Origin of the sequence: Photobacterium sp. 53610 (genome assembly GCF_036409375.1) — a bacterium.
Lineage (GTDB): Bacteria > Pseudomonadota > Gammaproteobacteria > Enterobacterales > Vibrionaceae > Photobacterium.
The window spans coordinates 1-23,716 of sequence record NZ_JAXOFS010000022.1; the positions used below are offsets into that span (position 1 = coordinate 1).

Consider the following 23,716-nt stretch of genomic DNA (forward strand, 5'->3'; position numbering starts at 1 on the left):
GCCTTGTTGGCCTTGTTGGCCTTGTTGGCCTTGTTGGCCTTGTTGGCCTTGTTGGTTCTCCTGCTGCTTTTGCTTGAGGAGGGATTCCACCGTATTCAGATTCGCTTTGGCGTCCTGATTTTCCGGATGCTGAAGCAGTAAATCCTGATAAATATCCTTCGCCTTCTCCAGCTTGCCGGATTGTGCATAAGCGTTTGCTAAGTTATAACGTGACTGCGGATCGGTTAAATCCGACAGGGTTTCAATAGCGCCATCATAATCACCTGCCTGATACTGCGCTGCACCTTTCCAGGCGGGAGAGCGGAACTGTTCAGCGGCTTTTTCATAATCTTTTTGCTGATAGAGTTCATAGGCTTCCTGACTCTGGTTCAGCCACGGGGAGGCTTCAGGGTGATCAACCGGAACAAAAATACCAAGCAGTAAAACCAAAGCAGCCCCTTTGCGGCATGCCGGGAGGAAAATCAGCAGCAGCGGCAGTAACAGCCAGAAACCACCATTCAGTTTTTCTTCAATGGTCTTTTCTTTATCTGCTTGGGTGACTGAACCTATCCGAGACGAAGCTTGAATCAACGCAGTAATGTCCTGATCATTGCCCCGCCATTTGACCATCACGCCTTCGTGTTCGCGCGCGAGGGATTGCAGACGCTCCGGATGCAACTTGCTGACGACCGTCTGACCTTGATTATCCTGCAGCAACCGGCCGTCAGGCATGGTGATCGGTGCCCCCTGAGCCGTGCCTACGGCAAGAATGGAGAGTCGGTAGTCCGTTCCGGTTAACAGTGAAGTGGTTTTCTCGGCTTCCTTGGCGCTCAGGCCGTCGGTGATCAGGATCAGATCCCCCTGAGCGTGACCCGCTTGTTTGAGCAGATTGATCCCTTCTTGTATGCCCGCCGCCGCATTGCTGCCCTGAATCGGCAGAATATCCGGCGATAAACCCGGGATTAATCCGGCCAGGGTGGTACTGTCCTGAGTGAGCGGACTGACAACGTAGCCATCACCGGCGTATGCGATCAGTCCGGTAGTGCCTTCTTGCCAGTGGGGCAGGAGGTCCAGCGCTTTGTATTTAGCCTGTGCAAGACGGTTCGGGTGCAGATCCGTGGCATACATGGAATTAGACATGTCCATGATGAGCACTCTGGCCTGACTCAGGTTATAGCTCGGTAGTTGCTGTTTTTGCCAGCTTGGCCCTGCCATGGCGATCACCGTCAGCGGCCATCCGGTACCCAGAAGGATTACCGGGAGCATATGACTTCGAGCGGATTGGTTTTCTGTGCTGGTTTGCAGATGAGGGGCGATCAAGCCGGATTGTCCCCGGCCTTTGATTAACCAGGGCAGCAGCACACAGAGCGGCAGCAAAGCCAGCAGCCAGTCAGGATGTAAAAAACTAAAGTCAGCCATAACGCCTCCAGTTAACTGCCAGGAGTACACTCAAAAATAACGCTCCGGCAAGCGGAAAACGAAACAGTTCTTCTCTGGGTCGCCAGGTTTGACTGGCGCTGGAGACAGGCTCGAGTTCATTGATGGTTTGATAAATCTCAGCCAGTTCCTGCGGGTTTCTGGCTCTGAAATATTGCCCGCCGGTGAGAGTGGCGATTTGAGTCAGCGTTTTTTCATCTAAATCCTGTGAAGGATTGACAATACGATTGCCAAATAAGCCTCGCTGAACCATTTCTTCGGCGCCAATGCCGACAGTATAGATTTTGACCTGATTTTCAGCGGCCAGCTTGGCGGCTTCCATCGGATGAATCACACCTGACGTATTCGCTCCGTCACTGAGCAGGATGATTACGCGTTGTGGCGTTTCGCCGTGAATGAAGGTTTTGGTCGCAATGCCCAGTCCTTCTCCAATCGCAGTGCTCTGACCAATCAAACCCAGTACGGCCCGTTTCAGCTGTTGTTGTACTGTACTGAGATCGAATGTCAGGGGCGTTTGTAAATATGCGTGGTTGGCGAATAACACCAGACCCAGACGGTCGCCTTGCCTGTTGCTGATGAAATCGCTGACGACATGTTTGACTGCGGTCAGGCGGTCAATCGCATTCCCTTGCGAATCAGCCATATCTTCAATCGACATTGAGCCGGATAAGTCTACAGCCAGCAGCATATCTCTGTGTTCCGGCTGTATTTGTACTGGTTCACCAAACCAGACGGGTCTGGCAACCGCGGCAATCAGGCACAGCCAGCAAAGACAGGTAACGACTGCGGACCAGCGGCGTTTAGGTTTGATGCCTGAATCACCCGGTAATACGGGCAGAGTTATGGCAGACACGGGTTTTACCGGACGGGTGAAACGATAAACAAACCAGGGCAGGGGAAGCAGTGCAAAGGCCCACCACCAGATAAACTCAAACATGGCTTTCTCCCTGATCGTTCGGTGCGTGTTGCGGGAGCTGCAGATGTTTGACCCAGATGACAGCCTGAGCCCGGCAATGGCTCAGAATGTCGTTTTCCACCTGCGGTGCGTACATTGCAGTTGTCCAGGTCTCACTGAGTGCGATAAATCCCTGATGTTGAGGCTGGAGCTGATGATCCAGAAATGTCAGCCATGCATTGCCGTTCAGACCGGCAACCTGAGCACGCGGAAAGTAAGTTAAGGCAGTCTGCCGGAGCAGCGTATTGATCTCTGAGACAGAGCCGGCTTGTTTCAGACGCGCTAAGGCTAGTTTTCTTGCAGCCTGCTGGCGTCTTTTTTGCTGGAGCTGTCTGGCGACGAAGTAAATCAGTGCTGCTGACAGGATGAGTGCCAGAGCGGATACCCACCATCCCCAGGCTAAAGGCCAGAGATCGGGCGGTGATGGCAGATGCAGTTCTGCCAGTTGTAGCGGATGTGTCTGTGTTTGTGTCATAGGTTACGACTTATCTAACTGTGTCTGACTGGTCGAATGACGGGATGTCTGGCCTAATTGCTTCAGTAACGGTGTGCCTGCAGAAAGAGAGTGCAGCGGAATGGCCAGTGATGACGCCAGTTCTGACAGATTTTCAAGATGCCGGGTGAACTGTGTCTCCAGCTCTTTTCTGGTGCTGGGTGCACCAAAGTTAATCCAGGCCGACCGTTGGCGATCTGAGACATATTCCCGGCCACGATATAGGGTATCGCCCAGCTCTAGTGGATCGTACAAATGGACAAATTGGACCCGGTTATGGCTGCGTAACTGACTGAGCCTCTTTTTATCGCTTTGCTGTAACGAATAAAAATCGCTCAACACAATGATTTCACTGCCTTTAGGGCAAAGGTGATGCATATGCCTGAGTACATCAGAAAAGTGAATTTTTTTGTGTTCAGGCGCTGGCGCACCATGCTGGTGCATGTTGATCATGGTGTTTAGCACAGCCAAGGGACCTTGCTGTCTGGCCGTTGGTTTGCACTCACTCAGTGCGGAACCATTATAGATTAAGGCTCCGATACGGTCTTGCTGCTGAATGGCCAGCCAGCTTAACAAACTGGCAAAGTGAGCAGCCTGCACCGATTTCTGTAATAAACGGCTTCCGAAACGCATGCTCTGGCTGAAATCCACCAGCAGCATAACTGGCTGTTCACGTTCTTCACTGAACAGCTTGGTGTGGGTTTTACCCGTTCGCGCTGTGACCCGCCAGTCGATTGCCCGGATGTCATCACCCGGCTGATAGGGACGCACTTCAGCGAAATTCATCCCTCTACCTTTTTGTCGGCTCAGGTGCTGACCATTGAGCTGGGACCAGACGCTACGCGCTGGTGGCAACCATTTTACGGATTGATTTTTATACAATAACAGCTCGGCCAGACATAAACTGTACCCACTACTGTGCGGTGGCAAAGCCGGGGGATTTGTGTCTGTTGCCCTGATCATGCACTGGTGACCTGCTGAATGAGTGAAAGAATGATTTGATCGGGTGCGATGCCTTCAGCTTGTGCTTCATAGCTCAGCAATAAACGATGTCTCAGAACCGGGTAAGCCATTTTTTGTATATCTTCAGGTGTGACAAAGTCACGGCCCTGCAGCCAGGCAAACGCACGGGCACAGCGATCCAGTGCCAGGGTGGCCCGCGGGCTGACGCCCATCTGCAGCCAGGCGGCCAGTTCATCACTGTAACGTTGGGGCTCCCGTGTAGCCATCACCAGACGGATGATATATTGCTCTACTTCCTCTGCCATGTGTATCTGCAGTACTTCTTTTCTTGCACTGAAAATATCCTGCTGGCTGAGGTGTACAGCTTCCGGTTGTTCATGATGGTGATGATCAAGTGCTTCACCACGGTTCAGGCGCAAAATCGCCAGCTCGCTTTCTGCATTCGGGTAATCAACATTCAGTTGAAGCAGGAAACGGTCTAACTGAGCTTCGGGTAACGGATAGGTTCCTTCCTGCTCAATTGGATTTTGGGTTGCCATCACTAAGAACAGCTCAGGCAGAGGATAAGTGTTTCTGCCCGCAGTGATTTGTTTTTCAGCCATGGCTTCCAGCATGGCGGCCTGAACTTTTGCCGGCGCACGGTTAATTTCATCGGCCAGGAGCAAGGCGTTGAAAATAGGGCCGGGCTGAAAAACAAATTCTCCGGTTTCGGGACGGAAGATATCTGTTCCTGTCAAATCTGCCGGTAACAGGTCAGGGGTAAACTGGATACGGTGGAAATCCCCTTCAATACATTCGGCCAGTGTTTTGACCGCTCGGGTTTTTGCCAGTCCTGGGGGCCCTTCAACAAGGATATGTCCGTCGGCTAAGAGTGCAATGAGCAGTTGTTGCACCATGTCGGGTTGTCCAATGACCTGTTGTTGTAAGTATTGTTCGAGTTGCTGAAAGGTCTTTGAAAGCATGGGTTTGATTATCCTTGGAACGTCTGTGAACTCTCATCTGCTGACGCAGGCTCTGGAGGGGATCTGGTGAGCTTGGTCGGCCAGATAAAAACACTTCCAGAACGGTGGCAGCTCTATCATTGAAAAGTAATCTAGTCAGTTGGCTTACTTTCATCAGATTCGACTTTGTCATGTAAAGAAAGTTCACAGTAAATACGGGGAAAATGATAAATGTTATTTTTCTTTTTTACACTTCTTGGGTGATTAAAGTCTCTTTTTAAGAAAAAACTTGAGAAAAATAAAAGATGATCGAATTAACAATATCACGTTTTTAACTGGTCAGATGTGTTTTTTATGTTGCGTTTTTGCTTCATTTCTTTGTTTTGGATCAAAAAAAGTTTCCTCGGTATTTCATACAAGAGTCAGTTAAAAATTGGTGCAACCTTGCACTGGAAAAGTGCAATCAATTGAAAAATGCGACCGGAATATAAAAGAGACAGCGGGAAAATGTTTGAAATGTAGAATTTTGTAAACTTGGCATTACTCATGCATTGAAATATTCCGTTAACAAATCGCACCTATTGTGTAATCGATTAATTGGTTCTAGATTGATTCCATACAGGGATTTTGGTGTCCAAACAGATACCCTATGTTGATATCTATATGTGTCTGTGTTCTTATAATATTTATGCAATGTAAATTTCACGCAAGTGACTTGTGGGATCGTTACGCTGCGTAAGAGTGGAGTTGAGAACAAGTCTGGTTCAGGTGTACAGCAACAGGTTCTCATCAGTGAAAGCACAAATAAACTTTTGATAAATATTGATTTGTGCTGATAAAAGGATGGAAAGGAGTCTGCTTGATGACTAAGGTAGCATTAGTAACTGGCGCTAAAGGTGGTATTGGTTCTGCAATTACTCAGGGCTTAGTAGATGCAGGTTATAGAGTCGTTGCCACGTATTTCCCAACGGGTGAAGCAAAAGCGAAAGAATGGTTTGCGGAAAATAACTATTCTGAATCTCAGGTTCGATTATTTCCTCTGGATGTGACAGACGCAGCATATTGTGAAGAGGCGCTGGCCACTCTTTTAAAAGAAGAAGGTAAGATTGATGTGCTGGTAAACAATGCTGGTATTACCCGCGACAGCACCTTTAAACGCATGACAGTTCAGCAATGGAATGAAGTGATTACGACCAACCTGAATAGTCTGTTTAATGTCACTCATCCACTATTTGCTTCAATGTGTGATAAAGGCTTTGGCCGTATTATCAACATTTCATCTGTGAATGGCCTGAAAGGGCAGTTTGGGCAGGCGAACTATTCTGCAGCAAAAGCAGGCATGATTGGCTTTACCAAAGCGCTTGCCGCAGAAGGTGCTCGTTATGGTGTGACTGTAAATGCGATTGCACCGGGTTACACGGGGACTCCAATGGTTGAAGCCATCAAAACTGAAGTACTGGATGCGATTAAAGCAGAGATTCCTATGAAGCGCCTGGCACAGCCAAGTGAAGTTGCGGCTTCTGTGAATTTCCTTGCCAGCGATGCTGCTGCCTATATTACCGGTGAAACCCTCTCGGTAAACGGCGGCTTATACATGCACTAACTTTTTTCGAAGTAAGGACACTTGAAACATGACCAAAGTCTATATTGTTGCAGCGAAGCGTACCCCAATCGGTAGCTTTAACGGCGCACTAAAATCTGTCTCACCTGCACAACTGGCAGCTGTTGCGATTAAAGCCGCGCTGACTCAGGCGAATGTTGATCCCGCGAAATTGGATGAAGTGATTTTGGGGAACGTTGTGGGTGCGGGCCAGGGAATGGGTCCTGGCCGCCAGGCTGCAATTTATGCTGACATTCCTGAGCATGTACCGGCTTATAGCCTGAACATGGTTTGTGGCAGCGGCATGAAAGCGGTTATGGATGCTGCAGCACATATTAAAGCAGGTGATGCAGAGCTGGTTGTTGCTGCTGGTGCAGAAAGCATGTCTCAGATTCCTTTCACTATACCGGCTTCCATTCGCGACGGTCAGAAAATGGGTAACCTGCAACTGACAGACTTACTGATTAATGATGGTCTGACGGACGTCTTTAACCAGTATCACATGGGTGTGACCGCTGAGAACGTTGTGGAAAAGGTTGGTCTGACTCGTGAACAACAGGATAACTTTGCACTCGCAAGTCAGCAAAAAGCGGTTGCTGCGATTGAGCAGGGTAAATTCGTGGATGAAATTATCCCTGTTGAAGTGAAAGTGCGCCGTGAGACCAAAACAGTCGATACCGATGAATATCCTAAAGCTGATGCAACCTTAGAAGGTCTGCAAAAACTTCGTCCGGCTTTCAAACCTGACGGGAGCGTTACCGCCGGGAACGCATCGGGTATCAATGATGGTGCGAGCGCCATTATCGTAGCCTCTGCAGCTGCAGTTGAGAAGTATGGTTTAACCCCACTGGCAGAAATTCAAAGTTATGCGCAAGCTGGTGTTGCACCTGAGGTCATGGGCCTTGGCCCTGTTCCTGCTGTGGTGAAAGCGCTGGAAAAAGCTGAATTGAATATTGAATCAGTCGGTTTGTTTGAGTTTAACGAAGCCTTTGCTGGACAGGCACTGGGCGTTTTGCATGAGTTGTCTGATGCGTTGAATACCAAGGTTGAAGACCTGGCCGAGCGCAGTAACGTGAATGGCGGTGCGATTGCACTGGGTCACCCGCTGGGAGCGTCAGGTAACCGTATTATCGTCAGCCTGCTCCATGAGATGCGTCGCCGCGGTACAGAATATGGCCTTGCAACACTCTGTGTCGGTGGCGGTATGGGTACGGCAATCGTACTGAAAAGTGTCTGAAACTAAGCATTACTCAATTTGCGCCTGTTTCGGCAGGCGCTTAAATAGCACTTAAATAGCACTTAAATTAAGGAAACATATTATGTATACGGAAATGTTTAAGTCATTCTCAGAGCAAACTGAAAAAACGCTGGCACCTTATGTGAAATTCAACAAGCTGTTCACAAAGAATGTGGAAGAGCTGACTGAACTTCAACTGGCTGCTGTTCGTGCTTACAGCGATCTGGGTCTGTCTCAACTGAAAGCGATCAGTGAAATCAAGGATCTGCAATCACTGACGACCTTCCAAGGTCAGCAACTGGAAAACCTGACGAAACTGTCTCAACAACTGGTTGAAGACAGCAATAAGTTTTCTGCACTGGCTCAAGGCTTCAAAGCTGAAGTTGAAGAACTGGTTGCTGAAAACGTAAAGCAAGTTACTCCAGCTTAAGTTCGATTCCTTCCTTAATGCCGTCCCGCCTTGTGGGCGGCATTTTTAGTCCAAAAGCAGAGGTCATTGCGATGAACCCGAATTTTTTCACGGACTACTTTGCTAAACTCCAGGAAATGAACCAAGCGTGGTGGAAGGAGTTTGATTCCGGCAAGGCAGCCATTAATACCCCGTTCAACAAAGCCATGAGTGAGTTGAACCTGGAAGATACAACGGCCTGGCTGGAAAAGGCATCTGCGCAGCCTGCCGTCATTGCAAAAATTCAGATGGACTGGTTTGAAAGCCAGATGAAAATTTTGCAAAGTGTTACTAAGACTGGAGAAAACCAAGATGTTGTCATGCCAGAGCATGATGACAAGCGCTTTATTGATCCTGCCTGGCAAAATGAAGCTTTTTATAATTACATCAAACAGTCTTATTTGTTATTCAGCAATAAGATGAAAGAAACCATCGACTCGATTGAAGGTTTAGATGAGAAAGCAAAAGAGCGACTGAGCTTTTTCTCACGCCAGGCCATTAACGCGTTGTCGCCGACCAATTTCATTACAACCAACCCTGAGCTGGCAAAACTGACTGTTGAATCGAATGGTCAGAACCTGATTAAAGGGATGGAGCTTCTGCATGAAGACATGCAGTCCAGCGCTGATGTGCTTAAAATTCGCATGACCAATGGTGATGCTTTCCAGGTGGGCGATAACATCGCCAATACTCCTGGAGAAGTAATTTTTAAAAACGATTTGTTTGAATTGATTCAGTATAAGCCGCTGACTGAAAAAGTGAATGCGACGCCAGTACTGATTGTTCCGCCATTTATCAACAAATATTACATTCTGGATCTTCGTGAGAAGAATTCCATGGCACGCTGGCTGGTTGAGCAAGGGCACACGGTCTTTATGATCTCCTGGCGCAATCCTGATGCGACAATGCAGGACGTGGACTTTGATACATATGTATTAGATGGTGCACTGAAAGCTATGGATGTCGTTGAAAGTGTCTCGGATGAAAAACAGATTCATACGGTCGGTTATTGTATCGGCGGTACGTTGCTGGCGACTGCGCTGGCATACAGTGCTGCCAAACGAATGCGAAATCGGGTGAAATCAGCCACATTCTTTACAACGATTCTGGACTTTTCGCAGCCTGGTGAGATTGGTGTCTATATTAATGATCCAATCATTTCGGCGATTGAAGCGCAGAATGAGCTGAAAGGTTATATGGACGGTCGTTCGCTTAGCGTGACTTTCAGCCTGCTACGTGAAAACAGCCTGTATTGGAACTATTACGTGAATAACTACCTGAAAGGGAATAGTCCAATCGATTTCGACCTGTTGTTCTGGAATGGTGACAGCACCAATGTCGCCAAAGCCTGTCACAGCACTTTGCTGCGTCAGTTCTATCTGGAAAACAAGTTAATGGATCCGAAGGGCTATAAAGTCGGTGGCGTTTATATTGATTTGTCGAAAATCAAAGTGCCAAGCTACTTTATTTCAACTCAGGAAGATCACATTGCCTTGTGGCAGGGAACTTATCGTGGTGCACAGGTATTGAATGGCAATTCTGTATTTGTGCTGGGTGAATCGGGTCATATTGCCGGTATTATTAACCACCCGGATAAGAAAAAGTATGGCTTCTACACGAATGATAAAGCCGCCGCGGATCCGGAAAGCTGGTTGGCAGGAGCTGCACGGCACGATGGTTCATGGTGGCCGCACTGGAATAACTGGCTGAATGGTTTCAATACCGAAGAAAAGGTTCCGGCACGAGAGATAGGGAACGAAAGTTACTCAGCAATCGGTGCCGCCCCTGGTGATTATGTGAAACAGACATTACCCATTGAGTTTTCGAATAAAAGCTGAGTGATTGGTGCTGAATTCATTGCCATTTGAAGTCTGAATAAAGCCAGTGGTTTCCACTGGCTTTTTTTGTATTCATGAATCGCCGCCGATCACGATGGAGATTGCTTCTTGATGTTGTGCTGACGGATGAAAGACGTTCAATGGTCTTTTCTTGAATTAGTGCCATTATCCAAATTCATCTCTCTGTATTTGAACGTTTTATCGGTAATAAAAGCCAACTTTGGAATTGTCCCTATCTATACTGGTGACATGGGGAAGTGAAAGTGGGCACAGAATGAAGCAGGAAAGACAGACGGCTGGTATTACAGGCTGCGAGGAGTGCGGCCTTGTTGTAACTTTGCCTGAGCTTGCACCTGGACAGCGTGCCAATTGCCCGCGTTGTGGTCATCTGCTGATGAAAACAGTCCCACATCCGCAACATCGCACACTGGCTTACGGCATAGCCTGTCTGATGATGCTGGTTCTGAGTGTCAGTTTTCCGTTTATGTCTTTCAGTGTGAAGGGAATCCGGCAGGAGATTACGCTGATGCATTCGGCGGAAATGCTCAGCCAGTTCGAAAATGGACCCTTGGCCCTGCTGCTTTTACTGACCGTTGTGGTGCTACCGGCTTGTTATGTTTCCTCTGTGCTCTACCTGTATTGGCTGTCAGGCAAGCATGGGAAAATTAATCGAGACAGTGTGAATCAGCGGGTGAAACGTCTGTGCAGGCTGACATTACGCATTGAACCCTGGCTGATGGTCGATGTGTTCTTGATTGGTATTCTGGTGAGTCTGGTCAAAATCGCTGCACTGGCTGATGTCGGGCTTGGGATGTCTTTCTGGGCATTCTGTCTTTATACCGTGCTGGTGGTGAAATGTGTCTCCATGGTTGACCGCACCTGGTTATGGTTGCAGTTCGCGCCCATGGTACCGTTACCTGACGTGAAAGCGGGCGATAGTCATCATTCACAGAATCATATTGCATGTCATGTCTGTGCCCAGCTGAATCCGCTTCCCGAAAAAGGCCATAACCGATGTTTGCGGTGCGGAGGAAAGCTGCATCCTTATCATCCATGGAAAAACCTTCAGTATGCCTGGGCATTACTGCTTGCGTCAGTTGTCTTTCTCTTTCCGGCCAATTTTTATCCCATGATGTATACCGTGAGCCTTGGAAAATCGGAGGGTTCAACCATTATTGGCGGGGTGGTGCTGCTCTGGCATCACGGTTCCTACCCAATTGCAATGGTGATCTTTCTTGCCAGTGTGATCATCCCGCTGGCAAAAATTTGTGCACTGGGCTGGTTGTTTATTAAAGCAGCGCGGCATGACGACAATGAAGAACGGAAGGCAATTCGCCACCTGAAGCTGTATCGTCTGACTGAATTTATCGGCCGGTGGTCAATGATTGATATTTTTGTCGTTGCGCTTTTAGTGGCGTTAGTACAGTTACAGAACCTGATGGCGATTTATCCGGGACCTGCGGCTTTGTCATTTGCCTCAGTTGTGATTCTGACCATGCTGGCGGCGATGGTCTTTGATCCCCGGATATTCTGGCAGGATGTGACGCCTGCTGCCCAGCAGCCTCAGGTCACGTCAGGTCTTCCGACAACAACCAAACAGAAGGAACACCGGATATGAGTGAACAAGATCCGCCGCAGGCTGAAGTCAGTCAAATCCGGCAGTTATCTCTGATCTGGCTGGTACCGCTGGTCGCACTCGTCATTGGTTTTTGGATGCTGATACAGTTTCTGGCCAGCAAAGGACCTGAAATTACCCTCAAACTGACCACTGCGGATGGAATTGAAGTCGGGAAAACAGAAATTAAAGCGCTGAATGTGAAAGTGGGGATCATCACGGATGTAAAACTGAGTGATGATTACAACTCCATTATGGCCACGGCTCAAATGGATAAAGATGCAGCCAGAATGCTGAAAACGGATACCCGGTTCTGGGTTGTGAAACCACGGATCGGGAAGCAGGGAATTTCCGGACTGGAGACTTTACTGTCAGGCGCTTACATTGAATTGCAGCCCGGTGTAGAAGAAAAAGAAAAACATACATTTACTGTTCTGGATACACCGCCTGTGGCACCTCCGGATGCTAGAGGTCTGCGATTAATCTTGACGCACCAAGAAGCCGGTAAGCTCAGTATCGGCGATCCTGTTCTATATGAAGGGTTTACGGTTGGTCGTGTCGAGAAGGTGAGCTTTAATACCCAGACCAAAAAAGCTAACTATCAGTTATTCATTTTTGAGCCTTATGACAGCCTGATCCGCAAACGGACCCGATTCTGGCTGTCATCAGGAGTGGAACTGAGAATGTCGGCAGAAGGCTTTAATCTCAAAATCGGCTCTGTGGAATCGTTGCTGACTGGCGGGGTGAGTTTCAATGTACCTGCAGGATCAGAGCCGGGTGAACTGGTGACCAAACAACTCAGCCGCTTCAGGCTGTATAACAATCAGAATGAAGTGAGCGAACGCTTTTACGATCGGTATCTGGAATATGTGATGCTATTCGATGAATCGGTGAGGGGGCTGAATCAGGGGGCTCCGGTGGAGTATCGGGGCGTGCGCATCGGGACTGTCTCTAAGGTGCCGTTGCGGCTGCCAAATCAGAGCAAGGGTTTTTCAAACCAGCAGATTCCGGTTCTGGTCCGTATTGAATTAGCACGTGTTCAGGAATATGTGGACACTCAGGATCTGCAGGATTTACATGACAACCTCAGCAGTCAGTTCAGAAAAGGCTTAAGGGCATCACTGAAAACGGCAAACTTTCTGACGGGACAACTCATGGTTGATGTTGAGTTTTATACCGAAGAACCTGTGCCTGGTTTACTGACTTATAAAGATTATGATGTGTTCCCGACTATCGCTGGCGGATTTGCTGAGATCCAGAAACAGGTGGCTTCTTTACTGGATAAAATGAACAACTTACCACTGGAAGACACACTTAATGGATTGACTCAGACACTGGCGGCGACGGCAAAAACGCTGAAAGCGGCAGAACAGGCTGCAAAAAATGTTAATGTGCTGCTTGCACAAAAGGACACTCAGGCGATACCGGCTGAGCTTCGAAATAGCCTGGCTCAGATTCAGGCGACACTCAGCAGTTATGGCTCGGAGGGGACAACGTACAGGAATCTGGAACAGGCACTGATTCGTTTTGAGCAAGTGATGAAAGAGCTTCAGCCTGTGCTCCGGCAGGTGAATGATAAGCCGAATTCGCTGATTTTTTCTGACAGCAAGGGCAAAGACCCGATTCCGGTAGCAGGAGAATAAGCATGAATATGCGAGACAGGTTTCTGAGTGCGCTGCTTGCAGCCGGTCTGGCTGTGACCGGATGCAGCAGCCAACCGGAAGAATCGGATATCACAACCTATTTGCTGCCGCAGGCGCCGGAACAAACGGCACCGGGGATTGTGACGCAGCAGCCTTTACTGGTTGTGTCACCGGTTGAGATGGCGTTGCATCTGGCAGGCACCGGTCTGGTTTATCAAACCAGTGAAACTGCCGTGGTTCAGGCACAGCAGAACCTTTGGGCAGAAGACATTGTTCGCCAGCTGACCCGGCGCATCAATGGAGATTTACGGCTCAAACAGTCAAGATACTGGCCAACGGAGCGTTCCGCGGCAATTCAGTCAGTAAATGTGCCCAAGTTGCAGGTCCGGGTCAATGAATTTAATGGTCATTACTCAGGTTCAGCGCATTTCAGCGGCGAATGGCTGCTGGTCGGACAATCAGGGAATCTGAAAACCGTACAGCCATTCAGTTTTCAGGTTCCCTTAAAAGAGCCGGGTTACAGCGCTCAGGTGAATGCACTTTCGGAAGCGGTCAGCCGTCTTACCACACAAATTGCGCAACGATTATCATCTTCAGTGCTTTATCAGGCAGAGTGAACGCTGGCGGGTTAGCGGTTTTGTAATCGGTAGTAGCCGTTGATCCAGCATTCTGGCAGTCCTTCGCCGGATGGGAAAGCCAGGTGCTGTTTCTCTATCATCACCGGATCTGCCAGATCTTCACCCGACTGAAACTGCACAGTCACATGTCTTTTAAATGGGTTGGTGAGTGAAGCCATGTCGACCACATCAACCAAATCGCCGCTTTTGGATTCTTTCAGAAACATAGAGCGAACCTCCTGTCTTGGGGTACTCTAATTATGGTCGATTTTATCTTAGTCTGGGAAAAGGGCGTCATGAATGGATAAGTATTACTGGGGCATAGATTTAGGCGGGACAAAAGTGGAATGTGCGGTGATGTCCCGAGAAGATGATCGCTGTGTCTTGCGCGAACGTATTCCCAGTCAGGCGGAACGTGGCTACGCCCATATTCTGAATCAGATTCAGCGATTGGTCTCGCATTGTGCCGAAATGTTAGGTTGCTATCCTTCTGAAATTGGTTTTGGAACACCAGGTGCGCTGGATCCCGCAACTGGGTTGATGAAGAACTGTAATTCAACCGCCCTGAATGGTAAGCCATTGCATCGGGATCTGGCGGATTTACTGAAAGTGAAGGTCCGGCTGGCCAATGATGCGAATTGCCTTGCACTGGCAGAAACACACCTTGGGGTGGTGCAGCAAATTCATCCGGAGGCGGAAGTCGTGTTCGCCATTATTATGGGCACCGGAGTTGGAGCCGGGATTGTGGTGAACGGAAAAGTGATTCACGGCTTGCACGGGATTGCAGGTGAGTGGGGGCATAACGTGATTGAGCCGGATGGCCGGGCATGCTATTGCGGAAAACGGGGGTGTCTGGAAACCGTTATTTCAGGACAGGGGCTGGAAATTGCTTATCATCAACGCACTGGTCATCGGCGACCACTGAACGACATTATACAGTTATCACAGCATGAAGACCCCGATGCTTTGTTTATTCAGAACAGGTTAATGCATTACTTCGGTCTGGCTGTGGCCCAGATCGTCAATGTTCTGGATCCGGATGTCATTGTGGTTGGCGGAGGCGTCGGCAATATTGATTTGCTCTATGACGCAGGCAGAAAGGCGGTCATGCCGCATTTGTTTAATCCGGTGTTCAATACGCCTATCGTGAAGCCAATTCTGGGCGACAGTGCCGGCGTTTTTGGTGCTGCCATGTTGGTGAAGTAGATTTTTTTATACTTTGGATTGAAGAAATAAAGGATATTTCTGCGTAATTATCCAGAGCCCTTGTAAGAGATATCTCACAAGCGCGTGGGAAATAGCGATTATTTTCAGGGGGTGAATGCTATGCTCGATTTTTTATTTCCTTTTGTTTCAATGATTTAAATTGTATTGTGGTTTTTTTGTTTTAATCGACATTAAAAGTGTGATCTCTGTTCGTTGCGAAGAAATCTGAATCAAGTAATCTTTACCCCGTCGGAAGGAACTGACGGAACGGAACAGGAACTGGCCATGGAATTGGCAGCTTCAGGATGAGGCAGGTGCATTAGGATGATGTATCTACAAGGACTGTGAAGGGATATCGGATGGATTCGATACAGTAAGTAGGATGCTTACTGGTCAGGATGACAAAAGGACCGCTTCAGGATGAAGCCAGGGACACCTCCAGGATGGAGAAGAGAGTTGTAGCAGGACGTTGCAACGGGTCAAGGTAAGACCAAATGGAACACCTCCAGGATGGAGTTATAGGGAACGCTGAAGGAAACAGCAGTATCATGGAATGATGCAGGGAGCACTATCGTAGCGGGATTGCTGCAAGTAAGACCTAAGGGCGCAACGAAAGTTGCGCCCGCTCTTTTTTCTGTCCTTTCAAAAATCAGCCGGCAACAACTTGCGGCTTTTGCTTCAGACTCGCCATCAGCATGTACACAGCTGTGCTGGCCAGCGCGATAAAGAAGAAATTCATCAGCCCGTGCGCCTGCACAAGAAAACGTCCTGCAGTCAGAGGCCCGATGACAGAGCCAACACTGTAGCTGAACAGCATGATCTGAGTTGCAGAAACGATCTGAGACGAATCCAGTTCATCGCAGGCAAGTGAAATCGCAATCGGGTAAAGTGCGAAAGATGACATGCCCAGCATTGCCAGTCCAATCACCATCACAGAGTAACCCTCAACCAAGCTCATGAAGCCTGTGGCAAAAATGCCCAGCAGACAGGCTGCTGCCATCAGCAGTGATTTGCTCATCCGGCAGGAGAGCGCACTGACCACTGGCTGAATTGCCATGCCGCCGAGTACAGTTGAGGCCATGAGACCACTGATTTGCTCCGCGTTCAGGCCTTGTAACTGTAAAGAAAAAGGCAGCATACCGTAGATAGAACTCATCACAATCCCGGAGACCAGACAGCCCAGAACCGCAGGTTTGCTTAAAGCCAGGATCTGTTTTGTGGTCAGGCTGATATGTTGCTCACAGGCTGGCTGAGATTGTTTCGAAACCAGTGCCGGCACAATCGCGATGAATAGCAGTGCCAGAATGCTGAAAAATGGCACCAAGCCTTCGACACCAATAAAACCAATGCCGAATTGCCCTAGTGTTCCGCCCCCATAAAGTGCGGTCATATAAAAGCCCAGGCGTTTGGCACGTTCTTTCTTACTGTCGCCAATCAGCAACCAGGATTCCACAACCACAAAAATACCAGCGACAGCGACACCGGCAATCAATCGGGCAACTAGCCAGACCCATTGTTCGGCCATGACCGGCATGATGATGATCGTCAGCGCGAGCATGAGCAGAAATCCGATGAAAGACAGCCGGTGTCCAATACGGGCCACAACATTTTCAACTAGCAATGCGCCAATCAGCAGACCCAGATAAAAGATACTGGCCAGCCAGCTTGCAAGTGATGCAGGCAGTTCATAATAATTTAACGTCAGCGGAATCAGGCTCATCAGATAACCCGATGCAATCGCAAAAGCGGTCAGTCCGGCAACGGGTACAAAAATACCGCCAGACTGACGCGCAGCAGTGATTTCACTCACTACACTTCTCTCCAGATTTCAGGGGGCAGACCCGAAAAAAGCTGTCTCGGTGACAGCGATAGGTCCGCTCAGGGTTTTGCAGGATGTGTTACAGGTCATCCGGCTTTGTTGTGGCCCGGTTCCCTGCAAATTTTCGGTGAATATGGACTGAAAAATGGGTGAGGTAAAATGAGAAAAAGTAATATCCAAACATGGATTTTCTCACACTAAATATAAGGAAATGGCTGTCTTTAGAGGTATGTGTATTACATCAGGTTATTACCATGTTAAATAAATGATTTATTCAATTTTTTCATGTGCTTAATGAATTTATTTATTGCGTGAAGCTTATTGTTTAGTAATGGAATGATTTGTGATCTTTCTATTGTTTTTGTTTAAAAAACGTACAAATTGAATAGGCTGGCTGAAAATTAATTTCGTGAAAAATTCTGATGTCGGGCCGTGGTTGATTATACCTTTTGGTGCAGCGCTTCACTGAAGCTGTGCATAGCCGATTGAGAATCAATGAAATAGGGCAGATGCAGAATGGAAAAAACATTGAAAAACAATGAGATGAAAAGTTGGCATGATGTGTGCTTTTAGATAGTCAGGCTGCGATGGTGATATTCTTGTAATCTGACAGGTTTAGATTGGAAGTGATCTCCGCATCATCGCGGACTACTGAGTGTAGGTACATTTTGTCAATGATTGACTGGGGTGCTGTTCCGCGTAGCGGGGGAACAGCACCTTTTTTTATTATCTTTTGTTTCTCAGGTAACGCTTACGTCGTTCTTCTTTGTTCTTGGCTTTTTCAGCGGCTTTCCGTTCATTCTCAATGGCCACATCAATCAGTTCCTGAGTGATCATTTCCGGACGTTCCATGGTAATTTTGCCAAGGGTGCCGTTACGTAGCTCATTGATCAGAATTTCTGAGGCTTTATGTAAATCAACTTTACCGCCGGAGCGCAGACAACCGCGCTTACGTCCAATGGCTTCCATCAGCTCAATGTCAGTTTCCGGCAGTTCATCGTCCAGTTCATAACGCTGCTGAATCAACTCAGGGTAGGCGTCTTTCAGATACTCAATGGTATAGAAGGCCACATCAATGTAATCCATGGCGGTATCTTTCACTGCACCGGTCGCAGCCAGACGGAAACCGCTGTGCGGGTTTTCGACTTTTGGCCACAGAATTCCCGGCGTGTCAGACAGGACAATGCCGTTTTGCAGGTTAATGCGTTGCTGCTGGCGGGTTACCGCAGGCTGGTTGCCGGTGACAGCAACGGATCTGCCAGCCAGAGTGTTGATGATGGTCGACTTACCGACATTCGGAATGCCCATAATCATGGTCCGAATGTTCTTGCCCATTTCTTCACGGCCCGGCGCAAGTTTCCGGCACAGTTCCAGAATTTTATGGACTTCATTCTGGTTCTCCGTCGTGATCGCCATTGCTTTCACGTTGTGTTCTTTTTCCAGATGTGCAATCCAGTGTTCTGTCATCTCAGGATCGGCCAGATCACGTTTGTTCAGCACTTTGATCACCGGCTTATCACCACGAATCGAGGCAATGAGCGGGTTTTCACTACTGAAAGGAATACGTGCATCAAGCACTTCAATAATGACATCGACTTTAGGAATGGCTTCTTCAATTTCTTTACGGGCTTTATGCATGTGCCCCGGAAACCACTGGATACTTGTGCTAGACATTTGAAAAATAAACCTTTTTGGTGTTGCCTTGTGGAAAGCAAAAACTGAAGTATAAAAAAGCAAGGGAAAACCCTCTTACTGTTTTAAACCAGCTAGCTTGCAACCCGTATGATTACAGCCCACAAGTCGCGTTGTTTTTTGTGATCTTAACACTAATCCGGTAAGGCATGGTAGGCGGGCGGGGATAGAGTAAGCTCATACCGAAATCAGCATTGGCTGGAAACGCAAAGATTGACCCAAAAATTTTCCTTGAGCGGCGTCTCACTCAGACATACACTGCTTTGTAGTTTTAGAAGTAGGCAACCTGATGTCCTGGCATGTGATTCGTATTTTCTGGCTATCGTTTTTAGCGCTGGTATTTCCTGCGCAGGCGATGGCGTGCCTGGACGACAAAGGCGCTGCGATAACAGTTAAATCAACTGTGATTTCGCAGTCGCAGCTGATTGATGCTGTTCTCTGTGAACATGAGACTCAGCATCAAAAGCCACAGAATCCGTCACCGGTTTCGGAAACTCATCACTCCGGTTACGCGGTTGCGATTCTTCATTCCTATCGCTGGAATATTCCAGACCGAAACAATCTCCATGACGGTGAGCCGGATCTTCTGGACACGCCGCCGTTCTATCCCGTGTCTGTTCCTCGTTTGCCGTTGTGTTTAGTTCGGCAGCCAAGTTACGCCTCGTATCAGGATTTTCCCACTTCCTATCGTCTTTCCGGCTGGAAAGAAACCAACGCTATGTATGTGGCGTTGAATAGCCAGTACTTCAGCTGATATTCCCTTTCAAATAGGTGACGTTGTCACAATTCTTATTTTTTAACTCGGCATAATGACGCTGAGGGGATATTGATGAAGAAAAATAATTCTAGAGCATCGTCCAGGGTGCTAAACCACTATGCTGCGTGGAAGTACGTGGTACTGGTGGTCACTGTTGTCATTCTGGCACTCAGTGCTATTCCGACCTGGTATGGTGAACAACCGTCAATCCAGATTCAGTCTGCCAATCCGGGCGGTGCGCTTGGCAATGTTGTCAGTGTGAACAGATATCTGACAGCACAAGGCGTTGAACCACAGGAAATTACACAGCAGAACAATCAGATGGTACTGGTTTTCGGCAACGAAGCTGAGCAGTCTCATGCGCGTGAAGCACTGGATAAACGGGTTCAAGATGGCGATAACATCACATACTCGTACGTTTCTGTTGCACCAAAATGGTACGGAAAACTGGGTTTCAGTCCGATTAAGTTAGGTCTGGATCTGCGTGGAGGTGTGCAGTTCCTGCTTCATGTGGACGTCGACAAAGCGTTTCAGGAGCAGCGCGACACCATAGTGGATGACGTGAAGGACATGTTGCGCAGTGAATATCTGCGATCGGTCCGCATCAGCCGGCAAGGCAGTGACGGATTCAGTGTGACTACGAAATCAGAGACTGAACTCAGTCAGGCCAGTCAGTTTGTGAAACAGAATTATCCGGGCTGGGATGTAAAACGGGGTTCAGGCAGCCTGACTGTAACGCCGACTAAACAGAATAAACTCGATTTTCAGTCGGCGACGCTGCAACAGAACCTGAAGATCATGCGGGATCGTATCGAAGAGCTGGGCATTACCGAAGCGCTGGTTCAGCGTCAGGGTGAAAATAGCATTCGTATTGAGCTGCCGGGTGTACAGGACCCGTCACAGGCGAAAAAGGTCATTGGTGCGACTGCAAGTCTGGCGTTTTATGAAGTTAAAACCGGCTCAGAAGCCGTTTCCAGTGATGATTTGGTCCTGAAAGACAACAGTGGCAGAACCGTGGTGCTGAACAAACGTCCGGTGCTGAGCGGTGATCACATCGTCAATGCCCGTGCCGGCGCCGATCAAATGGGTTTCTCTGAAGTGAATATTTCGCTCGATCATGCCGGGGGCAAGATGATGAGCGATTTTTCAGGCAAACACATCGGCAAGCGGATGGCGACTGTCTACCGGGAATACAAAACCAATGTGCGGGGAGAAACGGAGCGCAGCGAACGTGTCATCAGTGTGGCCACGATCCAGTCGCAACTGGGGAATCAGTTCCGTATTACTGGTGCCGGCTCAACAGAAGAAGCACAGCAGCTTGCGCTGTTGCTGCGTGCCGGATCTCTGACCGCGCCGGTGACGATTGTTGAAGAGCGAACGATTGGCGCATCACTGGGGGCGGAAAATATTGAGAACGGTTTTTCTGCACTGGCATTAGGAATGGCAATGACGCTGACCTTCATGGCGTTGTGGTACAGACGCCTCGGATGGGTCGCAAACGTGGCGCTGATGGCAAACATGGTGTGCCTGCTGGGTTTGATTGCGTTGCTGCCAGGGACTGTGCTGACGCTGCCGGGTATTGCGGGTCTGGTGCTGACGGTGGGGATGGCCGTCGATACCAATGTACTGATCTTTGAACGGATCAAAGACAAACTGGCAGAGGGCCGCAGTTTTGCTCAGGCGATCGATCTCGGTTTCAGCAGTGCCTTCAGTACCATTCTGGATGCTAACATCACCACAATGATTACAGCATTGATTTTGTACTCGATTGGTAACGGGCCCATTCAGGGCTTCGCGCTAACTTTGGGACTGGGTCTGCTGACCAGCATGTTTACCGGCGTATTTGCTTCACGCGCATTGATCAATCTGATTTGGGGACGCGACAGTCGTCGTGAAGTGAGGGTATAAATCATGGTTCAATATCTGAAATCCCGTATCCGGAAAATTCGTTATATCACCAGCGTCTTGTCAATTGCGCTGATGGTGATTTCTCTGGCAGCACTTGCTGTCAGAGGCTTGAACATGGGGCTGGACTTTACCGGTGGTATGGTGACAGAAGCGGTGGTCAGCCGCTCGGTGACAAACCATCAGCTGCTGGATGTCCTGAAACCAGCGCTGGGTGAGTCCACCTCCGTGACTAAATCCGGTGAAGAAGGGCGTTGGGTCATTCGTTATCCTTTGGCCAATCAGGAGCCTGGACAAGATACAGAGCAGGGACAGACGCCGCCCGCTATCGATCAGTTGCTCCAGCAGGTGTCCGGTCAGGTAGAGATCATCAGTAACAGTATGGTGGGTTCTCAGGTTGGTCAGGATCTGACTGAACAGGGTGGCTTAGCGTTGCTGGTGTGCATGCTGTGCATCCTGGGTTATCTCTGTTTTCGTTTCGAATGGCGCCTTGCCAGCGGCGCACTGCTGGCGCTGATTCACGATGTTGTGCTGGTGCTGGGCTTTTTTGCGCTGACTCAGATGGAGTTTAACCTGACGGTCTTTGCCGCAGTGCTGGCGATTCTCGGATACTCTCTGAATGATTCCATCATTATTGCAGACCGGATTCGTGAGCTCCTGGTGGCGAAACAGAAAACACCGACGGCAGATATCAACGATCAGGCCGTGATTGCAACGTTTTCGCGCACGATGGTGACCTCAGGGACCACGCTGATCACCGTTGCGGCATTGTGGTTCATGGGCGGTGCTCCATTGGAAGGCTTCGCGACTGCCATGTTTATCGGCATTATTTCCGGCACCTGGTCGTCCGTTTCAATTGGGACGGTTTTGCCGGAGTGGTTAAAACTGGAACCCAAACATTACCTGCCGGTTGAGGTCGATTTGGCGCCTTAACGACTCATCTTTGAGAAAAGCCAGCGAAAGCTGGCTTTTTTGATTGGGTTGACATGGTTGAATGGCTCCGGAGGCGTTTCCGGCAGCATTGCCTTTGGCGATGACTGAATATGTCGCGCCAGCTGGCACAGATATTCAGGCACGACTATCTTTGATTTGCGACATTCACCAGAAACCGGAGGATCTATGGAAAACCCGTTTAAACACCAGGGCGCATTCAGCTGGGCTGAACTCGTGGTCGATGATGCTCAGAAGGCCATTGAATACTACACAAAAGTGATTGGCTGGAAGATAGAATCCGTTCCGATGCCCGGAGCGGAGGAAGGACGGCTGTATCACATTATTAAGGCGGGTGATGATCCGGTTGGCGGAATCATGGAGCGTACGGCAGAGTGCCAGGATGCTCAGATCGGCTGGTGGAGTTATATCACGGTCGATGATGTGGATGCCTGTCTGGCAAAAGCGGAGGCAGCTGGTGGTAAAGCGATGTATCCGCCCATGGATGTGCCAAATGTTGGCCGAATGTGTGCCATCATGGATCCTTGCGGCGCTGTGGTGTCAGTGATTCAGTATGTGAATGATATGCAGTAATTGAGCAGGAAAATGGAACCTGTAGCAGTGGAATAGCGATCTACCCTTGGAAAAAGGTTATGACGCAAAATATGACTTTTCTATGAAAAAACCAACTTTAACAAGTGGTTAGTTTGAGTTTTTCACTGTTAATACCTCAATTATAGCATTTATCAAACTTTTTTAGAAAACTCACTATCTCAAAGCCTAAAAAATCATATTTTTAGGCTAAGTACCTCGTTATCTTCTTCTGCTTGGGTGAATAATGGTATTTAGCTCTCATCTATAAATTCATCAAGATCAATGTCATCGGGTATCTTGAAATTGCGCATATGATACATATTGTTTGCGTTAAGGCGAGCTTGTTCATCAACACTTAGGAAGTCAATCCGCCCATTTGGAAGTTTTCTTACTTTAAGTATTCCTTCCATAGGAACATTAGCATTTACATGAAACTTCCCTTGTTTGATGATGTTGTGCAGATAGTGAAATCGTAGTTCGAACTCCGACCTAGTTTCTGGTGTTTCCATTGGTTCAAATTTCATACATCCTCCAACATTATCCGAAAGAAACTAACCCAATAGGCTCAAGATCCAACTCAAATACCCAAATCAAGCTGAACCCACGTGGTAACCTGAGTGCATTCAAATCAATAGACAAGAAGCACCCCTCATGCGTCGGAGCTCCTTCATATTTTTCTTTTAATCGCCCTGACTTCCACCAACCTCGTTTCAAATTTGAATTGTTTGCTCCAGTTATTCTCATGAAGTGCGTGGTTGGTATTGCAGGTGTAAAACTACCAAAATACGCAGGTAAAGCTTCAACATTTGCACAAGTATCAATCAAGTTAGTGTTTTCTAGTGAAGGCTTATCTGTTGATAAGAATCGCCCAGAGGGAAGAGGAAGATTTTCTGGACTGTCAGTAATGTACGCAGTCAGTCTAACTGAGTTTGTTCGAAGTGAATAGCCACCGACTTGATAGACACCTTTTAGTTAGACAAAATGACTGTAAACGGCCATTTCTCCCCACATTCAGATAACCACGATGACCTGGTATTGATATCGCTC

General features: G+C 48.4%; 21 protein-coding genes. 12 read left to right on the plus strand and 9 right to left on the minus strand.

The annotated features are described in order from the left end of the window. The 5 genes from SPK40_RS22430 to SPK40_RS22450 form a co-directional block, all read right to left on the minus strand. A partial coding sequence (locus tag SPK40_RS22430; RefSeq protein WP_330961968.1) for a vWA domain-containing protein occupies nt 1–1,398 on the minus strand: 1,398 nt, incomplete at its 3' end. Then, nucleotides 1,391–2,353 carry a vWA domain-containing protein gene (locus SPK40_RS22435; RefSeq protein ID WP_248142584.1) on the minus strand — a complete coding sequence of 321 codons (963 nt, stop codon included), beginning with the start codon at nt 2,351–2,353 and terminating at the stop codon, nt 1,391–1,393. The genes SPK40_RS22435 and SPK40_RS22430, both read right to left, overlap by 8 nt. Then, entirely contained in the window at nt 2,346–2,846 is a 501-nt protein-coding gene (locus SPK40_RS22440; RefSeq protein ID WP_330961969.1) for a DUF4381 domain-containing protein, read from the minus strand. Before SPK40_RS22440 ends, SPK40_RS22435 begins: the two co-directional genes overlap by 8 nt. Before the next feature lie 3 nt (nt 2,847–2,849). Next, the gene (locus SPK40_RS22445) at nt 2,850–3,827 is read right to left on the minus strand and encodes a DUF58 domain-containing protein (protein ID WP_330961970.1); all 978 of its coding nucleotides are present in this window, start codon (nt 3,825–3,827) and stop codon (nt 2,850–2,852) included. Further along, a complete protein-coding gene (locus SPK40_RS22450; RefSeq protein ID WP_330961971.1) occupies nt 3,824–4,789 on the minus strand; it encodes an AAA family ATPase in 966 nt (321 codons plus the stop codon). Before SPK40_RS22450 ends, SPK40_RS22445 begins: the two co-directional genes overlap by 4 nt. 841 nt (nt 4,790–5,630) lie before the next feature. Between SPK40_RS22450 and SPK40_RS22455 the strand changes: the two genes are divergently transcribed. The 7 genes from SPK40_RS22455 to SPK40_RS22485 all read left to right on the plus strand — a co-directional run bounded on the left by SPK40_RS22455 (nt 5,631) and on the right by SPK40_RS22485 (nt 13,766). Then, entirely contained in the window at nt 5,631–6,371 is a 741-nt protein-coding gene (locus SPK40_RS22455; protein WP_248142580.1) for an SDR family oxidoreductase, read from the plus strand. A 28-nt stretch (nt 6,372–6,399) separates the two neighbouring features. Then, a complete protein-coding gene (locus SPK40_RS22460) occupies nt 6,400–7,605 on the plus strand; it encodes an acetyl-CoA C-acetyltransferase (protein ID WP_330961972.1) in 1,206 nt (401 codons plus the stop codon). An 82-nt stretch (nt 7,606–7,687) separates the two neighbouring features. Continuing rightward, entirely contained in the window at nt 7,688–8,035 is a 348-nt protein-coding gene (locus SPK40_RS22465) for a phasin family protein (RefSeq protein WP_248142578.1), read from the plus strand. A 71-nt stretch (nt 8,036–8,106) separates the two neighbouring features. Next, nucleotides 8,107–9,891: a class I poly(R)-hydroxyalkanoic acid synthase gene (phaC, locus tag SPK40_RS22470; protein WP_330961973.1), complete on the plus strand. Its 1,785-nt coding sequence runs from the start codon at nt 8,107–8,109 to the stop codon at nt 9,889–9,891. A gap of 274 nt (nt 9,892–10,165) precedes the next feature. Next, the gene (locus tag SPK40_RS22475) at nt 10,166–11,509 is read left to right on the plus strand and encodes a paraquat-inducible protein A (RefSeq protein WP_330961974.1); all 1,344 of its coding nucleotides are present in this window, start codon (nt 10,166–10,168) and stop codon (nt 11,507–11,509) included. Next, entirely contained in the window at nt 11,506–13,149 is a 1,644-nt protein-coding gene (gene pqiB, locus SPK40_RS22480; RefSeq protein WP_330961975.1) for an intermembrane transport protein PqiB, read from the plus strand. The genes SPK40_RS22475 and pqiB overlap by 4 nt, the downstream gene beginning before the upstream one ends. A gap of 2 nt (nt 13,150–13,151) precedes the next feature. Next, nucleotides 13,152–13,766, plus strand: a complete 615-nt coding sequence (locus SPK40_RS22485) for a PqiC family protein (RefSeq protein WP_330961976.1) — start codon at nt 13,152–13,154, stop codon at nt 13,764–13,766. Nucleotides 13,767–13,777: 11 nt separating this feature from the next. On the opposite strand, the gene SPK40_RS22490 is transcribed toward SPK40_RS22485, so the two are convergent. Further along, nucleotides 13,778–13,993: an acetyltransferase gene (locus SPK40_RS22490; protein WP_248142573.1), complete on the minus strand. Its 216-nt coding sequence runs from the start codon at nt 13,991–13,993 to the stop codon at nt 13,778–13,780. Between the two features lie 73 nt (nt 13,994–14,066). Here SPK40_RS22490 and SPK40_RS22495 point away from each other — a divergent pair, with 73 nt between their 5' ends. Continuing rightward, nucleotides 14,067–14,972, plus strand: a complete 906-nt coding sequence (locus SPK40_RS22495; protein WP_248142572.1) for an ROK family protein — start codon at nt 14,067–14,069, stop codon at nt 14,970–14,972. A 649-nt stretch (nt 14,973–15,621) separates the two neighbouring features. On the opposite strand, the gene SPK40_RS22500 is transcribed toward SPK40_RS22495, so the two are convergent. Both SPK40_RS22500 and ylqF read right to left on the minus strand, forming a co-directional pair. Then, the gene (locus SPK40_RS22500) at nt 15,622–16,782 is read right to left on the minus strand and encodes an MFS transporter (RefSeq protein ID WP_330961977.1); all 1,161 of its coding nucleotides are present in this window, start codon (nt 16,780–16,782) and stop codon (nt 15,622–15,624) included. 735 nt (nt 16,783–17,517) lie between these two features. After that, the gene (gene ylqF, locus SPK40_RS22505) at nt 17,518–18,465 is read right to left on the minus strand and encodes a ribosome biogenesis GTPase YlqF (protein ID WP_248142571.1); all 948 of its coding nucleotides are present in this window, start codon (nt 18,463–18,465) and stop codon (nt 17,518–17,520) included. 307 nt (nt 18,466–18,772) lie between these two features. Here ylqF and SPK40_RS22510 point away from each other — a divergent pair, with 307 nt between their 5' ends. The 4 genes from SPK40_RS22510 to SPK40_RS22525 all read left to right on the plus strand — a co-directional run bounded on the left by SPK40_RS22510 (nt 18,773) and on the right by SPK40_RS22525 (nt 22,669). Further along, on the plus strand, nt 18,773–19,237 hold the full coding sequence (locus SPK40_RS22510) for a hypothetical protein (RefSeq protein WP_330961978.1): 465 nt from the start codon (nt 18,773–18,775) through the stop codon (nt 19,235–19,237). A gap of 75 nt (nt 19,238–19,312) precedes the next feature. Next, nucleotides 19,313–21,148, plus strand: a complete 1,836-nt coding sequence (secD, locus tag SPK40_RS22515) for a protein translocase subunit SecD (protein ID WP_442957599.1) — start codon at nt 19,313–19,315, stop codon at nt 21,146–21,148. A gap of 3 nt (nt 21,149–21,151) precedes the next feature. Further along, nucleotides 21,152–22,078 (plus strand): protein translocase subunit SecF, encoded by a 927-nt coding sequence (secF, locus tag SPK40_RS22520; RefSeq protein ID WP_330961980.1) that lies wholly within the window; start codon nt 21,152–21,154, stop codon nt 22,076–22,078. Between the two features lie 186 nt (nt 22,079–22,264). Then, nucleotides 22,265–22,669, plus strand: a complete 405-nt coding sequence (locus SPK40_RS22525; RefSeq protein ID WP_248142567.1) for a VOC family protein — start codon at nt 22,265–22,267, stop codon at nt 22,667–22,669. A 251-nt stretch (nt 22,670–22,920) separates the two neighbouring features. Here the strand turns inward: SPK40_RS22525 and avs1c are convergent, their stop codons facing one another. After that, complete coding sequence (avs1c, locus tag SPK40_RS22530; RefSeq protein ID WP_330961981.1) at nt 22,921–23,193, minus strand: AVAST type 1 anti-phage system protein Avs1c; 273 nt, start codon at nt 23,191–23,193, stop codon at nt 22,921–22,923. Nucleotides 23,194–23,716 lie beyond the last annotated feature (523 nt).